This is a genomic window from Pseudomonas sp. TKO26, from assembly GCF_003225665.1.
GTDB classification, from domain to species: Bacteria; Pseudomonadota; Gammaproteobacteria; order Pseudomonadales; family Pseudomonadaceae; genus Aquipseudomonas; species Aquipseudomonas saponiphila.
On the sequence record NZ_QKLN01000002.1, the window covers coordinates 1 to 18,047 of the forward strand.

13 protein-coding genes and 1 rRNA gene are annotated in these 18,047 nt (G+C 65.2%); 10 read left to right on the forward strand and 4 right to left on the reverse strand.

Annotated features, from left to right (window positions below):
- The 7 genes from rrf to DNK59_RS03245 form a co-directional block, all read left to right on the forward strand.
- A 5S ribosomal RNA gene (gene rrf, locus DNK59_RS03215) occupies positions 1–108 on the forward strand; the annotation flags it as partial.
- 165 nt (positions 109–273) lie between these two features.
- Complete coding sequence (recC, locus tag DNK59_RS03220; protein WP_110722250.1) at positions 274–3,726, forward strand: exodeoxyribonuclease V subunit gamma; 3,453 nt, start codon at positions 274–276, stop codon at positions 3,724–3,726.
- Positions 3,723–7,412 carry an exodeoxyribonuclease V subunit beta gene (recB, locus tag DNK59_RS03225; protein WP_110722251.1) on the forward strand — a complete coding sequence of 1,230 codons (3,690 nt, stop codon included), beginning with the start codon at positions 3,723–3,725 and terminating at the stop codon, positions 7,410–7,412. Before recC ends, recB begins: the two co-directional genes overlap by 4 nt.
- On the forward strand, positions 7,409–9,490 hold the full coding sequence (recD, locus tag DNK59_RS03230; RefSeq protein WP_110722252.1) for an exodeoxyribonuclease V subunit alpha: 2,082 nt from the start codon (positions 7,409–7,411) through the stop codon (positions 9,488–9,490). The genes recB and recD overlap by 4 nt, the downstream gene beginning before the upstream one ends.
- A 116-nt stretch (positions 9,491–9,606) precedes the next feature.
- Entirely contained in the window at positions 9,607–10,188 is a 582-nt protein-coding gene (locus DNK59_RS03235) for a YfiR family protein (RefSeq protein ID WP_110722253.1), read from the forward strand.
- Complete coding sequence (locus DNK59_RS03240; RefSeq protein WP_092319360.1) at positions 10,185–11,453, forward strand: diguanylate cyclase domain-containing protein; 1,269 nt, start codon at positions 10,185–10,187, stop codon at positions 11,451–11,453. Before DNK59_RS03235 ends, DNK59_RS03240 begins: the two co-directional genes overlap by 4 nt.
- Before the next feature lie 14 nt (positions 11,454–11,467).
- The gene (locus DNK59_RS03245) at positions 11,468–11,962 is read left to right on the forward strand and encodes an OmpA family protein (protein ID WP_060841871.1); all 495 of its coding nucleotides are present in this window, start codon (positions 11,468–11,470) and stop codon (positions 11,960–11,962) included.
- Positions 11,963–12,028: 66 nt separating this feature from the next.
- On the opposite strand, the gene DNK59_RS03250 is transcribed toward DNK59_RS03245, so the two are convergent.
- A complete protein-coding gene (locus DNK59_RS03250) occupies positions 12,029–12,979 on the reverse strand; it encodes a LysR family transcriptional regulator (protein WP_092319362.1) in 951 nt (316 codons plus the stop codon).
- Positions 12,980–13,127: 148 nt separating this feature from the next.
- On the opposite strand from DNK59_RS03250, the gene DNK59_RS03255 reads away from it, so the two are divergent.
- Positions 13,128–14,654: a CoA-acylating methylmalonate-semialdehyde dehydrogenase gene (locus DNK59_RS03255; protein WP_110722254.1), complete on the forward strand. Its 1,527-nt coding sequence runs from the start codon at positions 13,128–13,130 to the stop codon at positions 14,652–14,654.
- Positions 14,655–14,664: 10 nt separating this feature from the next.
- Positions 14,665–15,552, forward strand: coding sequence for a 3-hydroxyisobutyrate dehydrogenase (mmsB, locus tag DNK59_RS03260; protein WP_110722255.1), 888 nt, complete (start codon positions 14,665–14,667; stop codon positions 15,550–15,552).
- Between the two features lie 100 nt (positions 15,553–15,652).
- Here the strand turns inward: mmsB and DNK59_RS03265 are convergent, their stop codons facing one another.
- The 3 genes from DNK59_RS03265 to DNK59_RS03275 form a co-directional block, all read right to left on the reverse strand.
- Positions 15,653–16,171: an RES family NAD+ phosphorylase gene (locus tag DNK59_RS03265; RefSeq protein WP_110722256.1), complete on the reverse strand. Its 519-nt coding sequence runs from the start codon at positions 16,169–16,171 to the stop codon at positions 15,653–15,655.
- Entirely contained in the window at positions 16,168–16,653 is a 486-nt protein-coding gene (locus DNK59_RS03270) for an antitoxin Xre/MbcA/ParS toxin-binding domain-containing protein (RefSeq protein ID WP_060837408.1), read from the reverse strand. The genes DNK59_RS03265 and DNK59_RS03270 overlap by 4 nt, the downstream gene beginning before the upstream one ends.
- 124 nt (positions 16,654–16,777) lie before the next feature.
- Positions 16,778–17,122, reverse strand: coding sequence for a cupin domain-containing protein (locus DNK59_RS03275; RefSeq protein WP_060837409.1), 345 nt, complete (start codon positions 17,120–17,122; stop codon positions 16,778–16,780).
- A gap of 262 nt (positions 17,123–17,384) precedes the next feature.
- Between DNK59_RS03275 and kynB the strand changes: the two genes are divergently transcribed.
- The gene (kynB, locus tag DNK59_RS03280; RefSeq protein WP_110722257.1) at positions 17,385–18,026 is read left to right on the forward strand and encodes an arylformamidase; all 642 of its coding nucleotides are present in this window, start codon (positions 17,385–17,387) and stop codon (positions 18,024–18,026) included.
- Positions 18,027–18,047: the final 21 nt, after the last annotated feature.

Here is an 18,047-nt window from a genome sequence, read left to right on the forward strand (position 1 = left end):
CCATAGAGCGTTGGAACCACCTGATCCCATCCCGAACTCAGAAGTGAAACGATGCATCGCCGATGGTAGTGTGGGGTTTCCCCATGTGAGAGTAGGTCATCGTCAAGATTAAATTCCGAAACCCCAATTGCGAAAGCAGTTGGGGTTTTGTTTTTGCGCGGCGGAAAAGTTGCGCTGCTAGGGCTGGCCACGCTTGTGTGCTTACGGCTGCCAGCGCCACGCGACAGTGCTAAGGTTCCGGCCTAGCTTTTTGCATTCTCCAAGGAAGCCTTTATGCCGGACGCCTCGTCCCTCACCCCCGGTTTTATGGTGGTTCATGGTAACCGCCTGGACGAGTTGCGCAGTCTGGTGGTCAGCTGGATGCGGCGTTACCCACTGGCTCCCCTGGAAAATGAAATCGCCCTGGTACAGAGCAATGGCATCGCCCAATGGCTGAAGCTGGCCCTGGCCGAAGACCCCGAGGACGATGACTCCGGCGGCTGCGGCATTGCTGCGGCGATCGATGTGCAATTGCCCGGGAGCTTCATGTGGCAGCTCTACCGCCAGGTCCTGGGCCGAGACGAAATCCCGCCAAAATCCTTACTGGATAAAGCCCCGCTGACCTGGCGTCTGATGCGCCTGCTGCCAGAGCTGATCGACGAGCCCCACTTCGAGCCCTTGCAACGTTTCCTGACCCACGACAGCGATCTGCGTAAACGCTACCAACTGGCCGAGCGCCTGGCGGACCTGTTCGACCAATATCAGGTCTATCGAGCCGACTGGCTGGAAGACTGGTCAGCAGGGCGCCATCAATTGCGCAACGTTCGCGGCGAAGCCAAGGCCCTGACCCCAGCCAACTGCTGGCAAGCCGAACTGTGGCGGGCCCTGCTGGTGGATGTCGGCACCGAGGGCATGGCCCAGAGTCGAGCCGGAGTCCACCAACGCTTTATCGAGCGGATCAACAGCCTGGACCAGGCCCCCGTGGGTTTGCCATCCCGGGTGATCGTTTTCGGCATTTCCTCGTTGCCGGCCCAAGCCCTCGAAGCCTTGGCCGGACTGGCGCGTTTCAGCCAGGTCCTGCTCTGTGTGCACAACCCCTGCCGTCACCATTGGGCGGATATCGTCGCCGACAAGGATCTGCTGCGCCATCAATACAAACGTCAGGCGCGCAAAGCCGGCATGCCCCTGGCCCTGGATCCGCAAACCCTGCACCAGCACGCCCATCCGCTGCTGGCTGCCTGGGGCAAACAGGGCCGGGACTACATCAACTTGCTGGACAGCTACGACGATCCCAACAGCTATCGCGCAGCGTTTCGCGACGGTCGCATCGACCTGTTCAGCGAGAGCGAGCCGCGCACCATGCTCCAGCAGTTGCAGGACGACATCCTCGAACTGCGCCCCCTCGAGGAAACCCGCGAACGCTGGCCCACCGTCGATTTGCAGCAGGATCAGTCGATCCGTTTTCACATTGCCCACAGCGCGCAACGGGAAGTGGAAATCCTCCACGACCAGCTGTTGGCGCGCTTCAGTGCCGAACCCGACCTGCGCCCCCGGGACGTGATCGTCATGGTGCCGGACATCGACAGCTACGCCCCGCACATCCGCGCGGTATTCGGCCAGTTGGAACGAGATGACCGCCGCTTCATCCCCTTCACCCTCACCGACCAGGGCCAGCGTGGCCGCGACCCGCTGCTGATTGCCGTCGAGCACCTGCTGAAACTGCCGGACAGCCGCTTTCCGGTCAGCGAGATCCTCGACCTGCTTGATGTGCCTGCGTTGCGCGCCCGCTTTGGTGTCGACGAAGCCGACCTGCCGACCTTGCATCGCTGGATCGAGGGGGCCGGTATTCGCTGGGGCATGAATGCTGAGCAACGGGCGGAACTGGGGCTACCCCAGGAGCTTGAGCAAAACAGCTGGCGCTTCGGTCTGCGGCGCATGCTCCTGGGGTACGCCGTCGGTCGCTCCGCTGCCTGCGACGGCATTGAGCCCTATGACGAGATTGGCGGCCTGGATGCGGCGCTGATCGGTCCCTTGGTGGCTCTGCTGGATGCCTTGCAGATGGCCTACCAGCAGCTCATCGAACCGGCGGTACCCGCGCAATGGGGCGAGCGCCTGCAGCAGTTGCTGGAGCTGTTCTTCCTGGCCGCAACCGAGCACGACGACTACCTGTTGGGCCAGCTTGAGGACCTGCGGGAAACCTGGCTGGAAACCTGCGAATCCGTCGGCCTGCAAGATCAGTTGCCCCTGACCGTGGTGCGCGAAGCCTGGCTGGCCGGCCTGGATCAGGGCCGCCTGTCCCAGCGCTTTCTCGCCGGCGCGGTGAACTTCTGCACCCTGATGCCGATGCGCGCCATCCCCTTCAAGCTGGTGTGCCTTTTGGGCATGAACGACGGCGATTACCCGCGTGCCCAGCCGCCACTGGACTTCGACCTGATGGGCAGCGACTACCGCCCCGGCGACCGTTCACGGCGTGAGGATGACCGCTACCTGCTGCTCGAAGCCCTGCTCTCGGCCCGGGACCAGCTGTACATCAGTTGGGTCGGCCGCAGTATTCGCGACAACAGCGAACGGCCCGCCTCGGTGCTGATCGGCCAACTGCGCGATCACCTGGCCGGCGGCTGGCGGCTGGTGGACGAACAGGCATCGCTGCTCGAAGCCCTGACCCAGGAGCACCCGCTGCAGCCCTTCAGTGCCCGCTACTTCCACGACAGCGACACACTGTTCAGCTATGCCCGGGAGTGGCAGGTCCTGCACCAGGCACACGAGCCCGCCATGCCCGTCCAGCCCCTTGAGCCCTATATCCAGGATGAACCCCTGAGCCTGGCGCAGCTGCAGGATTTTCTGCGGCACCCGGTACGGCACTTTTTCAGCCAGCGGCTCAAGGTGTTCTTCGAGGCCATGGACGCGCCCCTGGCGGACGAGGAGCCCTTCGTCCTCGACGCCCTGCAACGCTACAGCCTCAGTGACAGTCTGCTGGAAGCGGCACTGAGCGATGCCGCCCATCCGGAGCAGGCCCTGCAGGCCCAGGCGCAGCGGCTGCAAGCCAGCGGCCTGCTGCCCATGGCCGGTTTTGGCGAGTGCCTGCAACGCGAGCTGATGGAGCCGTTGCCGGACCTGTTGCAGCGCTACCGGCAACTGCTGGACCTGTGGCCGACACCGCTGACCAGCGCCTTGCCGGTCAGCCTGGAGCTCCAGGGCGTGCGTGTGGAGGGCTGGTTGAGCAGCCTGCATCAGCGGGCAGATGGCGGGCTGTTGGCGGTGACCACCATTGCCAATGGCATCGGCTCGATCAAGACCCGCAAATGGCACCGGCTGATCAAACCCTGGATCAATCACCTGTTGGCCTGCGCTAGCGGCTACTCCCTGACCACCGCGCTGGTGGCCAGTGATGACAGCCTGTTGCTTTCGCCGCTTGAGCTGCAACAGGCACGGACGATTCTCGGCAATCTGCTGCTGGCCTGGCAGGCGGGCATGCGCCAGCCGCTGCCGGTGGCGGTCAAGACCGCCTTTGCCTGGCTCGGGCAGAGCGATCCGGACAAAGCCGGCGCTGCCGCCCGCAAGACCTACGATGGTGACGGCCAGAACAGCGAGGGCGAGCGCCGGGAGACTCCGGCCCTGGCCCGGCAATTTGCCGATTACAACGCGCTGATCGCCGATGAGACGTTCAGCGGCTGGGCCGAAACGCTCTATCGTCCCCTGCTGGACGCCCCCTGGCGTTCCGCCCTCGGCGAGGAGGCTGTGCAATGAGTCAACAAGCCCCTCTGGCCCTGGCCTTTCCCCTGCGCGGCAGCCAACTGATCGAAGCCAGCGCCGGCACCGGCAAGACCTTCACCATCTCCGCGCTGTACCTGCGCCTGGTGCTGGGCCATGGCGGCGAGTCCGCAGGTTTTGGCCGCGAACTGCTGCCGCCGCAGATTCTGGTGGTGACCTTCACCGACGCCGCGACCAAGGAGCTGCGCGAGCGCATCCGTACCCGCCTGGCAGAGGCCGCGCGATTCTTTCGCGACGAAATCAGTGCCCCCGACAGCCTGATCGTCGAGCTGCGCGAGCAATACCCCGCCGAACAGTGGGCCGCCTGCGCCAATCGCCTGGACATCGCCGCGCAATGGATGGACGAGGCCGCCGTCTCTACCATCCACAGCTGGTGTCAACGCATGCTCCGCGAGCACGCCTTCGACAGCGGCAGTCTGTTCACCCAGACCCTGGAAACCGACCACAGCGATCTGTTGGGGCAGGTACTGCGCGATTACTGGCGGCTGTTCTGCTACCCGATGCAGGGCGATGCGCTGAACTGGGTGCGCGCCCACTGGGTTGGCCCGGCCCAACTGCTGCCGCGGGTCCGCGCGCTGTTTGGCAGCGAGCATCGTGAGCCCTCCGCCCAGACGCCCGGCGAGTTGATCGAGGCCTGCCTGCAGGAACGCCGGGAAGCCCTGGTGCAACTCAAGGCACCCTGGCGGCTGTGGGCGGGGGAGTTGCGGGATATCTGCCTGCAAGGTGTGGCCAGCAAGAGCGTCGATGGCCGCAAGCTGCAGGCGCGTTTCTTCGAACCCTGGTTTGAAAAGATCAGCGCCTGGGCCGAAGACGAGTCCGTTGAACAGTTGGACATCGGCACCGGCTTCACCCGCCTGACCCCGGACGGCATGAGCGAGGCCTGGAAGGGAGAGGCGCCACAGCACCCGGCGCTTGAGGCCATGGCCGGGCTCAAGGCCAGCCTCGAAGCGTTGCCCAGCCCCGACGCTGCGGTCCTGCAGCACGCCGCGCAGTGGGTCGGTGAGCGCTTTGAAGAAGAGAAGCGCCGCCGTGCCGAGATGGGCTTCGACGACATGCTGCTGCGTCTGGACAGCGCCCTGCACAGCGATGGCGGCGAGCGCCTGGCGACCATGATCCGCGAGCAGTTCCCGGTGGCCCTGATCGACGAGTTCCAGGACACCGACCCGGTGCAGTACCGGATCTTCGAAAGCATCTACCGCATCGAGGCCAACGATCCCGAGACCGGATTGTTTCTGATCGGCGACCCCAAGCAGGCGATCTACGCCTTCCGTGGCGCCGATATCTACACCTACCTGCGGGCCCGCCAGGCCACCACCGGACGCCTGCACACGTTGGGCACCAACTTCCGTTCCAGCCAGGCCATGGTCAGCGCGGTCAACCATGTGTTCCAGCAGGCCGAACAGCGTCCGCAGGGGCGCGGGGCCTTTCTGTTTCGCGAAGACGACGGCCAGAACCCGGTGCCGTTCCTGGCGGTGGCGGCCCAGGGGCGCAAGGAGCATCTGCAGGTCGACGGTCAAGCGCTGCCGGCGCTGAACTTCTGGCATCTGCCTGCCGAGCAGCCACTGTCCGGGGCCCAGTATCGTCAGCAGCAGGCGGCGGCGTGTGCCAGTGCGATCGTCGAGCTGCTCAATGGCGGCCAGCAGGGCCGCAGCGGTTTTGTCCGCGAGCAGCAACCCCTCAAGGGGCTGTTGCCGGCGGATATCGCCATCCTGGTCCGCGACGGCAAGGAGGCCCAGGCGATCCGCGCTGAACTGGCCGCCCGCGGGGTGCGCAGTGTGTACCTGTCGGACAAGGATTCGGTGTTCGCCGCCCAGGAAGCCCGGGACCTGCTGGTGTGGCTCAAGGCCTGTGCCGAGCCGGATGTGGAGCGTCCGCTGCGGGCCGCCCTGGCCTCCTTGACCCTGAACCTGTCCCTGGTGGAACTGGAGCGCCTGAACCAGGACGAGCTGGCCTGGGAAGCCCGGGTCATGCAGTTTCGCGGATACCGGGCGATCTGGCGCAGCCAGGGCGTGCTGCCGATGCTGCGCCGCCTGCTTCACGACTTCCAGCTGCCCCAGGCGCTGATGGCCCGCAGCGATGGCGAGCGAGTGCTGACCAACCTGTTGCACCTGTCCGAGCTGCTGCAACAGAACGCCGCGGAACTGGACGGCGAGCAAGCCCTGATCCGCCATCTGGCCGAGCATCTGGCGCTGTCCGGGCAGGCCGCGGAGGAGCAGATCCTGCGCCTGGAAAGCGACGAGCAACTGGTCAAGGTGGTGACCATCCACAAGTCCAAGGGCCTGGAGTATCCCTTGGTGTTCCTGCCCTTTATCTGCTCAACCAAACCGGTGGATGGCAGCCGCCTGCCCCTGCATTACCACGATGGCGCAGGCAAGCCTCAAGTCAGCCTGCGACCGACCCCGGAGCTGATCGCGCAAGCGGACGAAGAGCGCCTGGCAGAGGACCTGCGGCTGCTCTACGTAGCCCTGACCCGGGCCCAGCATGCCTGCTGGCTGGGTGTGGCCGACCTCAAGCGCGGCAATCACAACAGCTCGGTGCTGCACCTCTCGGCCCTGGGCTACCTGCTGGGCGGTGGTGCCCGGCTTGACGAGTCCAAGGGGCTGCTGCGCTGGTTGCTGGATGTGCAGCAAGGCTGTGATGCCATCGGCGTTGGCGAGCTGCCGGCCGCCGACGAGCAGCGTTTTCATCCGCCACGCAATGACGCCGCGCTCCTGGAACCGCTGATCCCGGTTCGTCGTGTGGCGGAGAACTGGTGGATCGCTTCCTACAGCGCCCTGCGCATCAGCGACACCCTGGGCGGCGGCAGCGAAGCCCCGGAAAACCCCCAGGCGCAGAAACTCTTCGATGATGAGCGGCTGGACCCCGAAGCCCCGCGTGAAGTCGCCGCCAGTGGTGGCGATATCCATCGTTTTCCCCGGGGCCCGAACCCCGGCACCTTCCTCCATGGTCTGCTGGAGTGGGCCGGGGAGGAGGGCTTTGCCGCAACCCCGGAGCAGATCGCGGACGCCATCGCCCGCCGTTGCAATCGTCGCGGCTGGCAGGGCTGGATCCCGACCCTCAGCGACTGGCTGCAGCACCTGCTGCAAGCCCCCTTGCCGGTGGGGCTCGGACAGCCGCCGGTGGTGCTGGGACAACTCACCCAGTACCGGGTCGAAATGGAGTTCTGGTTCGCCAGCCACAAGGTCGACGTCCTCAAGCTGGACCAGCAGGTGCGTGAGCTGACCCACCAGGGCGCGGCGCGGGTCACCGCCGAGCCGGTGCTGCTCAACGGCATGTTCAAGGGCTTTATCGACCTGACGTTCGAACATCAGAGCCGCTATTACGTGGCCGACTACAAATCCAACTGGCTGGGCGTGGACGACGCCGCCTACACCGAGCAGGCCATGGAACAATCGATTCTCGACAACCGCTACGACCTGCAATACGTGCTGTACCTGCTGGCCCTGCACCGCCAGCTCAAGGCCCGGCTGGCGGACTACGACTACGACCGGCACATCGGCGGTGCCCTGTACCTGTTCCTGCGCGGCAGTCGCTCGGCGAGCCAGGGCGCGTATTTCGCCCGGCCGCCACGGCAATTGATCGAACGTCTGGACCGCATGTTCCAGGGCCAGCCCGAGCCGCCCAAGGCCGAGCCCGCCTGGGAGCAGGGGGTGCTGCTATGACCCCGGACCTGTTCGCCCCCTCGACCGAGGCGCCGGATGCGCCGTTCGACCTGGCCCCCCTGACCCATGCCCAGGACCTGCTGCTGTTGCTTGAGCGCTGGGTCGAGCGCGGCTGGCTGCGTTCCCTGGACAAGGCCTTCGTCGGTTTTCTCCATGAGCTGGACCCGGGCTGCGATCCGCTGGTGCTGATGGCCGCGGCCCTGACCAGTCACCAGTTGGGGCATGGGCATGTCTGCCTGGACCTGTTCGAAACCCTCAAGGAGCCGGATTTCGCCCTGTCCCTGCCACCGGAAGGGGATTCGCAAAGCGGTGCCCCGGTGCTGCCTTCTCAGGTCCTGGCGGGGCTGGAAGGCGCCCAGTGGTGCAAAGTCCTGGCCGGCAGCCGGCTGGTGGCCCTGGCGGCGGATCAGGGGGATGCGTCCCGCCAGCGGCCGTTGGTGCTGTCCGGCAAGCGCCTGTACCTGCGGCGCTACTGGGCCTATGAACGGCGTATCGACAACGCCCTGCGCCAACGCCTGGCGTTGACCGAAGCCACCCCGGACAACCTCGCGGCGCGCCTCGACGGCTTGTTTGGTCCAGCCAAGGCGGCGGGGCCCATCGACTGGCAGAAACTGGCGTGCGCCCTGGCCACCCGCGGCGCCTTCAGCATCATCACCGGCGGCCCCGGTACCGGCAAGACCACCACGGTGGTGCGCTTGCTGGCCCTGCTCCAGGGCCCGGCGGTGGAGGCCCGCAAACCGCTGCGCATTCGTCTGGCGGCGCCCACCGGCAAGGCCGCGGCGCGCCTGACCGAATCCATCAGCCTGCAGGTGCGCTCCCTGTCGGTGGCCGACGAAGTGCGCGAGAAGATCCCCAGCGAGGTGACCACGGTGCACCGTTTGCTGGGCAATCGTCCGGGCACCCGGCATTTCCGCCATCACGCCGGCAACCGCCTGCCTCTGGATGTGCTGGTGGTGGACGAAGCCTCGATGATCGACCTGGAAATGATGGCCAACCTGCTGGACGCCTTGCCTATCCACGCGCGTCTGGTGCTGCTGGGGGACAAGGACCAGTTGGCATCGGTGGAGGCGGGGGCCGTGCTCGGGGACCTGTGCCGCGATGCCGAGGCCGGCTGGTACAACCCGCAGACGCGCGCCTGGCTGGAAGCGGTCAGCGGTGAACAGCTCGGAGCCAGCGGCTTGCAGGAAGACACCGGGCACCAGCATCCCTTGGCGCAGCAGGTGGTGATGCTGCGTCACTCCCGGCGTTTCGGCGAAGGCAGCGGCATTGGCCAGCTGGCGCGTTGGGTCAATCAGCAACAGGCCGACGAGGCCCGGCGCCTGCTGGCGGCCCGCAGCCATGCCGACCTGTATGGCCTGAGCCTCAAGGGCGAGCAGGATCGGGCGCTGGAGCGCCTGTTGCTGGAAGGCCATGGCGAGGGACCGCAAGGCTACCGGCATTACCTGAATGTGCTGCGCAGTCAGCGTCCCGCCGCCGACACGCCCCTGGAAGACCGGCGCTGGACCGAATGGGCGCGCAATGTGCTGCTGGCCTTTGATCGTTTCCAGTTGCTCTGCGCGGTGCGCAAGGGGCCCTGGGGTGTCGAAGGCCTGAACCTGCGTATCACCCAGGCGCTGTTCAAGGCCCGGCTGATCGACAGCGACCAGCAGTGGTACGAAGGCCGTCCGGTGCTGATGACCCGCAACGACTATGGCCTGGGGCTGATGAACGGCGATATCGGCATCGCTCTGAAACTGCCGGAAGCGCAGGGCCAGGAGCCGGGGCGCCAGGTGTTGCGGGTCGCCTTCCCGCGCAACGATGGCCAGGGCGGTGTGCGTCTGGTACTGCCGAGCCGGCTCAACGACGTGGAGACGGTCTATGCCATGACGGTGCACAAGTCCCAGGGCTCGGAGTTCGCCCATACCGCGCTGATCCTGCCTGATGCCCTGAACCCGGTGCTGACCAAGGAGCTGATCTACACCGGCATCACTCGGGCCAAGGACTGGTTCAGCCTGATCGAGCCCCGCGCCGGGGTGTTCGAAGAGGCGGTGCGGCGCAAGGTCAAACGCCTCAGCGGGTTGATGCTGGAGCTGGACTGACGCGGATGTCTCAGTCTGGTAGCCAGCACCGTTCCGGGGCGCCGGCCTCGCGGCATTTTCCCGCGCTGTGCTATCGTTGCGGCATCATTTCCGTGAAATTCAACGAGAATCCCTGCATGGACGTGGCTGTCTTGAGGACAGAGCGCAGTTTGCGGTGGAGACAGTTTGTACTGTCGACCCTTCTTTGCCTGTTCAGTCTGTGCGCCGTGGCGCAGTCAGAGCCTTCAACCCCGACCAGCCTGGCCGAGCAGCGGGCCAAGGCGGTGACGCAAGTGGTACTGGGTATCCTCAGCTACGCGCGGTGGCCGGTGGAGCCCGCGCAGCTGCGCTTGTGCGTGGTGGGGCCCACCGAATACACCGATGACCTGCTCAAGGGCACGACACAGGCCACCGGCCGCCCGGTGCTGGTGCGCCGGTTGCTGGCCAGCAGTCCGGCCCTGGCTGGCGAGTGCGACTCGGTGTACGTCGGAAAACTGAGCACCGAGGAGCGTAACCGGCTGTTCAACTCGCTGATCGGCCAGCCCGTGCTGAGCATCAGCGAGGGCGGCGACCAGTGCACCGTGGGCAGCCTGTTCTGCCTGCGGGTCAGCGACGATCAAGTGTCGTTCGAGGTCAATCTGGACTCAGTGGCCCGCAGTGGGGTGAAGATTCATCCCAGCGTGCTGCAATTGTCTCGTCGTCGTCCGGCGGCCCCATGAAAGGGTTCAAGTCCAAGGCCCGCCCCACACTGCGGTCGGTCATCGGTCGCGGCCACCTGATCGTCGCCCTGTTGGCGATCTGCATGGCCAGCCTGTCCCTGACCTTTCTCGGGGTCCTGGCGTTGCGGGTCTATGCCGATCACAACCTGCACCTGATCGCCCGGTCCATCAGCTACACCGTGGAAGCCGCGGTGGTGTTCAACGACAGTGTGGTGGCCACCGAGGCCCTGGCCCTGATCGCCTCCACCGAAGAGGTGGCCGATGCCAAGGTCTACGACACCCAGGGCCGCCTGCTGGCCAGTTGGCAACGCCCGGAGAGCGGCCTGCTGACCAATCTGGAAATGCACGTCGCCAGCGCGTTCCTGGAAAAGCCCATCAGCTTGCCGATCCTGCATCAGAACCGCGAAGTCGGCACGGTCAATGTCACCGGCCATGGCGGCAGCCTGTTGCGCTTCCTGTTCAGCGGCCTGGTGGGCATCGTGCTGTGCACCGCGCTGAGTGCCTGGGTATCGCTGTACCTGGCGCGCCGGCAACTGCGGGGCATCACCGGCCCCTTGCGCAGCCTGGCGGAAGTGGCCCACGCGGCCCGGCGCGAGCGAGCGTTCGATCAGCGGGTGCCGCCTGCGCAAATCGCCGAGCTGGACAACCTGGGCAATGACTTCAATGCCCTGCTCGATGAGCTGGAAGCCTGGCAGACCCATCTGCAAAGCGAGAATGAAACCCTGGCGCACCAGGCCAGTCACGACAGCCTGACCGGCTTGCCCAACCGGGCGTTTTTCGAGGGCCGGCTGATCCGCGCGCTGCGCAGCGCCAGCAAGCTCAACGAGCGCATGGCGGTACTGTTTCTCGACAGCGATCGCTTCAAGGAGATCAACGACAACTTCGGCCACGCCGCCGGCGATGCGGTGCTGGTAGCGGTGGCCACGCGGATTCGCGCGCAACTGCGTGAGGAAGATCTGGTCGCGCGCCTGGGCGGGGATGAATTCGCCGTGCTGCTGACGCCGCTGCACCGGGTCGAAGACGCCCAGCGCATTGCTGACAAAATCATCAACAGCATGGAAATGCCGATCCAGCTGCCCGGCAATCTGTCGATCATGACGTCGCTGAGCATCGGCATAGCCGTGTACCCGGATCATGGCCTGACCCCCGGCAGCCTGTTGAATGCTGCCGATGAGGCCATGTACCAAGCCAAGCGCGGTTCGCGAGGCGGGCAACACACCGTGGGGGCGGAGCCCCCAATCGTTCAGGTTCAAAACAGGAGCTAATACCCTTGTTCTCAATGACGCAACGTTCGGTTCGACTGTTCAGCACCCTGGTATTCATGGCTCTGCTGGCCCTGGCTGGCTGCCAGAGCGTGCCGCCCAAGGGGCTGACCCCGAAACAGATCGCGGTACTGAAACAGGAGGGCTTCGAACTGACGGATGAAGGCTGGGCCTTCGGCCTGTCGGGCAAGGTGCTGTTTGGCAGCGATGTGGAAACCTTGAACCAGGCCAGCACCGAGATCGTCCAGCGCATCGGCAAGGCCTTGCTCAGCGTCGATATCCAGAAGGTCCGGGTCGACGGCCACACCGATGCTTCGGGCAAGGAAGCCTATAACGTTCAGCTGTCCGTGCGCCGGGCCAAGAGCGTGGTCAAGGTGCTGACCCAGGTCGGCATGCGTGAAGAAAACATCCAGCTGCGCGGCCTGGGCAGCAGCGAGCCGGTGGCCTCCAACAGCACCGCGGCCGGGCGCACCGAAAACCGCCGGGTGTCGATCGTGGTGATCGCCGACTGATCGGCGACCTGCGCCCTTGCGGCCGCGACGGACCCGGGGCGGTTTGGCCTTCGGGTCCGATGAGGGCTAGGGCGCGGCGAACAGCATGCTGCGACTGTCTCCCATGAGCAGCGGCTGATTCTGTTCGGTCACCTCGCGGATGTAGTCCCACAACAGAGTGATCCGCTTCAACTTTCTCAGATCCTCCCGGCAGTACATCCAGAACTGCCGGGTCAGGTTGATCTCCTTGGGCAATACCGGCAGCAGCCGCGGGTCCTGGGCTGCCAGGAAGCACGGCAGGATCGCCAGGGAGCGACCTTGCTGCGCCGCCACGTACTGGGCAATGACGCTGGTGCTGCGCAGGTTGGCGCTGGCCCCGGGCACCACATTGGCCAGGTACAGCAGCTCGGAACTGAAGGCCAGGTCATCCACGTAGCTGATGAATTGATGCTCACCCAGATCGCTGGGGCGGCGGATCGGTGGGTGACGGTCGAGGTATTCCTGGGTGGCGTACAGTTGCAGGCGATAGTCGCACAGCTTGCAGCACACGTAGGGGCCGTGCTCCGGGCGCTCCAGGGCGATGACGATGTCCGCCTCGCGCTTGGACAGGCTGATGAAGTGCGGCAGCGGCAGGATATCCACCGAGATCGCCGGGTAGGCGTCGAGGAAATGGCTCAACTGCGGGGTGATGAAGAAGCTGCCGAAGCCTTCGGTGCAGCCCATGCGCACATGCCCGGACAACGCCACCCCGGAGCCCGAGACCTGCTCGCAGGCCATGTGCAGGGTGCTCTCGATCGACTCCGCGTAACCCAGCAGACGCTGCCCTTCAGCGGTGAGAACAAAGCCGTTGGTGCGGGACTTTTCGAACAGCAGGGTGCCCAGGGCGGTTTCCAGCGAACCGATGCGCCGCGACACCGTGGTGTAGTCCACCGCCAGGCGCTTGGCCGCGCTGCTGGCCTTGCGAGTGCGCGCCACTTCGAGAAAAAACTTCAGGTCGTCCCAGTTCAGGGTGCTTAGCGAGGTGATGTTTTTTTGCATGATGGACCGGTTTTTATGTGCGTTCTTATTAGGTATTTGCACATCTATACTCCAAAAACCGTCCGACACCAACTCGCGACAGCCCCTCTTTCAAGGCGCTTGCCCGCCTTGGTTCCCTGCATAAGAACTCAAGAAGTCAGGAGACCCCATGAACGCATCCCTCAAGCCCGACGGCACCACCCTGCAACAGGTCAAACTGCTGATCGACGGTGAATGGGTCCAGTCCCAGAGCCAGGAATGGCATGACATCGTCAACCCGGCGACCCAGGAAGTGCTGGCCAAGGTGCCCTTTGCCACCGCCGCTGAAGTCGACGCCGCGATTGCCGCTGCCCAGCGCGCCTTCCAGACCTGGAAACTGACCCCGATCGGCGCGCGGATGCGCATCATGCTCAAGCTCCAGGCCTTGATCCGTGAACATTCCAAGCGCATTGCCGCCGTCCTCAGCGCCGAACAGGGCAAGACCCTCGCCGACGCCGAGGGCGATATCTTCCGTGGTCTGGAAGTGGTGGAACATGCCTGCTCCATCGGCACCCTGCAAATGGGCGAGTTCGCCGAAAACGTGGCCGGCGGCGTGGACACCTACACCCTGCGCCAGCCGATCGGCGTATGCGCCGGGATCACCCCGTTCAACTTCCCGGCGATGATTCCGCTGTGGATGTTCCCGATGGCCATCGCCTGCGGCAACACCTTCGTCCTCAAGCCTTCCGAGCAGGACCCGATGTCCACCATGCTGCTGGTGGAGCTGGCGGTGGAAGCCGGGGTGCCGGCCGGCGTGCTCAACGTGGTGCACGGTGGCAAGGACGTGGTGGATGCGCTGTGCACCCACAAGGACATCAAGGCGGTGTCCTTCGTCGGTTCGACCGCGGTCGGCACTCACGTCTATGACCTGGCGGGCAAGCACGGCAAACGCGTGCAATCGATGATGGGCGCCAAGAACCACGCCGTGGTGCTGCCCGACGCCAACCGCGAACAGACCCTCAACGCCCTGGTGGGCGCCGGTTTCGGCGCGGCGGGTCAGCGCTGCATGGCCACCTCGGTGGTGGTGCTGGTGGGCGCCTCGAAACAATGGCTGCCAGACCTCAAGGCCCTGGCGCAGAAGCTCAAGGTCAACGCCGGCAGCGAGCCGGGCACCGATGTCGGCCCGGTCGTGTCCAAGCGCGCCAAGGCGCGGATTCTGGAGCTGATCGAAAGCGGTGTGAAAGAAGGCGCCAAGCTGGAGCTCGATGGCCGCGACATCCAGGTCCCAGGCTACGAGCAGGGCAACTTCATCGGCCCGACCCTGTTCTCCGGGGTGACCACCGACATGCAGATCTACACCCAGGAAATCTTCGGCCCGGTGCTGGTGGTGCTGGAGGTCGACACCCTGGATCAGGCCATCGCCCTGGTCAACGCCAACCCCTTCGGTAACGGCACCGGCCTGTTCACCCAGAGCGGCGCGGCGGCGCGCAAGTTCCAGAGCGAAATCGACGTCGGCCAGGTCGGCATCAACATCCCGATTCCGGTGCCGGTGCCGTTCTTCAGCTTCACCGGTTCCCGCGGCTCCAAGCTCGGCGACCTGGGCCCTTACGGCAAGCAAGTGGTGCAGTTCTACACTCAGACCAAGACCGTCACCGCCCGCTGGTTCGACGACGACAGCGTCAACGACGGTGTGAACACCACCATCAGCCTGCGTTGAGGAGCCTGACATGAACATTGCATTTATCGGCCTGGGCAACATGGGCGCGCCCATGGCCCGCAACCTGATCAAGGCCGGGCATCAGTTGAACCTGTTCGACCTCAACCAGAGCGTGCTGGCGGAGCTGGCGCAACTGGGCGGGCGCATCAGTACCTCGCCCAAGGCCGCCGCCGAAGGCGCCGAGCTGGTGATCACCATGCTTCCCGCCGCGGCTCATGTACGCAGTGTGTGGCTGGGTGAAGACGGGGTGCTGGCGGGGATCGCCGGCGGCGTACCGGCAGTGGATTGCAGCACCATCGATCCGCAGACCGCCCGCGAGGTGGCCGCCGCTGCCGCGAGGCAAGGCGTGGCCATGGCCGATGCGCCGGTGTCGGGTGGTACTGGCGGCGCTCAGGCCGGGACCCTGACGTTCATGGTCGGCGCCAGCGCCGAGCTGTTCGCCACCCTGCAACCGGTGCTGGCGCAGATGGGCCGCAACATTGTGCATTGCGGCGAAGTAGGCACCGGGCAGATCGCCAAGATCTGCAACAACCTGCTGCTGGGCATCTCGATGATCGGCGTCAGCGAAGCCATGGCCCTGGGCGATGCCCTGGGTATCGACACCCAGGTGTTGGCGGGGATCATCAACAGCTCCACCGGCCGTTGCTGGAGTTCCGATACCTACAACCCGTGGCCGGGGGTGATTGAAACCGCTCCGGCATCCCGCGGCTACACCGGCGGCTTTGGTGCCGAGCTGATGCTCAAGGACCTGGGGCTGGCCACCGAAGCCGCGCGCCAGGCGCATCAGCCGGTGGTGCTCGGCGCCGTGGCCCAGCAGCTGTACCAGGCCATGAGCCTGCGCGGGGAGGGCGGCAAGGACTTCTCGGCCATCGTCAACAGCTACCGCAAACCGCAATGATGCAGCGCCTCCGGGCCGCTCCATCCCATTGAACGCAGCCCCTTCAGCCGGGGCATTTGCGGGAACCTGCGTCGGGCCGGTTCCCGCTTTTTTTGTCGGCTCAGTTCGGACGGCCGGACACGCTGCGCGGGGGAGGGTTGAGGCGTGTGTCGAGGCCGAAGCGCTCCTGGATCACCACCTGGTACAACCCTTTGGCCAGCAACGGATTGATCAGGATGTTCCAGCTGTGGCGCGACACCGAGGAAGGCACCAGCACGAACGGATGGTCGGCCAGCAACTGGTCGGCAAACTTCTGCTGACCGGCGCTGGGAATCCCCGGCACCAGCCAGTTGGGGTTGGGAATGCTGTGTTCATCGATCCGGTAGATGGCCGACGGGTCCTGGATCAGGGCGCCGGTGAGCACGTGGGGCACGCTGTCCAGGGCGGCAAAGCCCTTGTGCACCGCCACTTCGAGAATCGCCGTGGCGGGGTCTGCGCTGCCATACACGGCCTTGACCCCTTTGGAGTTCCAGCGACCACCGCACAGCTCGGCGCCGATGCCACTGTCCCAGCTGTCGGCGTGTCGGGCGGCGTCCAGTCGCCAGAAGTGAATCGCGTTGCTGCCGGGGGCACTGATCACTGATAGACCCCGTATTCCAGGCGGGTGAGGAACTCGTCCACCAGTTCGAAGCCGATGGGGTTGGTCAGCAGGTCCACCGGTTTGTGGCCATCGAGGCCCATTACCGGCTTGGCCATCCAGTCCTGTGCCTCTTCGCTGCTGCCGAAGATCTCCTGGGCCTTGGCCAGCACCTGGGCAAAGCGCACCGCACGGGCGCTCTGCTCCGGATTCAGGGGCTCGTCCGGGGTTTTCAGGCGGCGGTGCAGGGTGCGTTCGGAGAGGCCGATGATCTTGGCCAGGACCTGTTCGTCCTTGAGCATGGGCACCGAGGAGACGAACTTGATGATCGCCGTCAGCGGGATGCCTTCCTCGGTCAGCCGATAGATCGAGATGCGGTCGTCAAAGCGTGCCCGGCCACCCAGGAGGATGTCCGAAGACTGTTCTTTCAATACCAGCTTGCCCCGCCGCTTGGGGGTGAGGCCGGTGTCTGTCAGCGCAACCATGGGTCTACTCCTGCCATTGCCATTTGGCAGGGATTATATAGACATTTGGCAAGGCGCGTTGAGTTGAATGGCCGCCATGCCAGAGGAGCCCGGATTGCGCGGGCTCCCGGCGGGTGTTCAGGGGTCAGGCGAACACGAAGTACTTGCGCACGGTTTCGAGCACTTCCCAGGTGCCTTTCATCCCCGGTTCCACCACGAAGATATCGCCGGCACGCAGGTGGATGGGATCGTGGCCGTCCGGGGTGATCACGCAGTAGCCTTCCTGGAAGTGGCAGTACTCCCACTTTTCGTAGGCCACCCGCCATTTGCCCGGGGTGCAGATCCAGGTGCCCATGATCTTGCTGCCGTCCTCGCTGGTGTAGGCGTTGAGGTTGACGGTGTGTGGGTCGCCGGCGAGCTTTTCCCACTTGCAGGCATCGAGAACGGGCAGCGGATGGGTATCGCGCAGAACGGTAATGGGTTGCGACATGCTGTGCTCCTAGCGGGCAGAGAACTGAAGACGCACCCTATAGCGCCCGGCATGGCGGGGGATGTCTGTTCTCGACCTCGGGGTATCCAGAAGCGCTGCCGGGGCGGCCCGAAAGGGGCTGAAGGGGTTGCAAGATTCGGTTGGCGAAGCTCGCTTTATTAGCAGGATTTGCGAAATATCTGACGAGTACCGAGTTATTTCGCAAGAATCTTCAGCGGTATCGCTCGTATCATTCAGTCCGGAGTGACCGAGAGCCGCACGAATGGAAAAGACACCACGTTGGTGGGACATCAGCCCGCCCTTGAGTACCGCGACCCCGACCTGGCCGGGAGATACACCGTTCCAGGAGGAGCGCGTCTGGCAGTTCGGGCCCGAGTGCCCGGTGAATGTCGGGCGGGTGACCCTGTCGCCCCACACCGGCGCCCATGTCGACGCGCCCCTGCATTACCGGCCGGATGGCCTGCCCATCGGCGAGGTGCCGCTGGATGTCTACATGGGCCCGTGCCGGGTCCTGCATTGCCTGGACAGCGGCGCCCTGGTGCAGCCCGAAGCCTTGCTCGGGCGCCTGGACAACCTGCCAGCGCGAGTCTTGCTGCGCACTTATCCACAGGCGCCGCTGAGCACCTGGGACCCGGACTTCACCGCCGTCGCTCCGGCCACCGTCGAGCTGCTCGCCAGCCTCGGCGTGCGCCTGATCGGCATCGACACCCCGTCCCTCGACCCCCAGCAGTCCAAGACCATGGAGGCCCACAACGCCGTGGCTCGCCACGGCATGGCGATCCTTGAGGGGATCGTCCTGGATGAGGTGGCCGAAGGCGACTACGAACTGATTGCCCTGCCACTGCGCTTCGCTCACCTGGACGCCAGTCCGGTGCGGGCGATCCTGCGCCCCCTGGCTGATTGATTCCTACAATAAATACACAGC

Coding starts and splice junctions, on each gene's coding strand:
- DNK59_RS03250 (WP_092319362.1), bottom strand. CDS start 12,979: ATGCAAAAAAACATCACCTCGCTAAGCACCCTGAACTGGGACGACCTG.
- recB (WP_110722251.1), top strand. CDS start 3,723: ATGAGTCAACAAGCCCCTCTGGCCCTGGCCTTTCCCCTGCGCGGCAGC.
- recD (WP_110722252.1), top strand. CDS start 7,409: ATGACCCCGGACCTGTTCGCCCCCTCGACCGAGGCGCCGGATGCGCCG.
- DNK59_RS03235 (WP_110722253.1), top strand. CDS start 9,607: ATGGACGTGGCTGTCTTGAGGACAGAGCGCAGTTTGCGGTGGAGACAG.
- DNK59_RS03255 (WP_110722254.1), top strand. CDS start 13,128: ATGAACGCATCCCTCAAGCCCGACGGCACCACCCTGCAACAGGTCAAA.
- DNK59_RS03270 (WP_060837408.1), bottom strand. CDS start 16,653: ATGGTTGCGCTGACAGACACCGGCCTCACCCCCAAGCGGCGGGGCAAG.
- kynB (WP_110722257.1), top strand. CDS start 17,385: ATGGAAAAGACACCACGTTGGTGGGACATCAGCCCGCCCTTGAGTACC.
- mmsB (WP_110722255.1), top strand. CDS start 14,665: ATGAACATTGCATTTATCGGCCTGGGCAACATGGGCGCGCCCATGGCC.
- DNK59_RS03275 (WP_060837409.1), bottom strand. CDS start 17,122: ATGTCGCAACCCATTACCGTTCTGCGCGATACCCATCCGCTGCCCGTT.
- DNK59_RS03240 (WP_092319360.1), top strand. CDS start 10,185: ATGAAAGGGTTCAAGTCCAAGGCCCGCCCCACACTGCGGTCGGTCATC.
- recC (WP_110722250.1), top strand. CDS start 274: ATGCCGGACGCCTCGTCCCTCACCCCCGGTTTTATGGTGGTTCATGGT.
- DNK59_RS03245 (WP_060841871.1), top strand. CDS start 11,468: ATGACGCAACGTTCGGTTCGACTGTTCAGCACCCTGGTATTCATGGCT.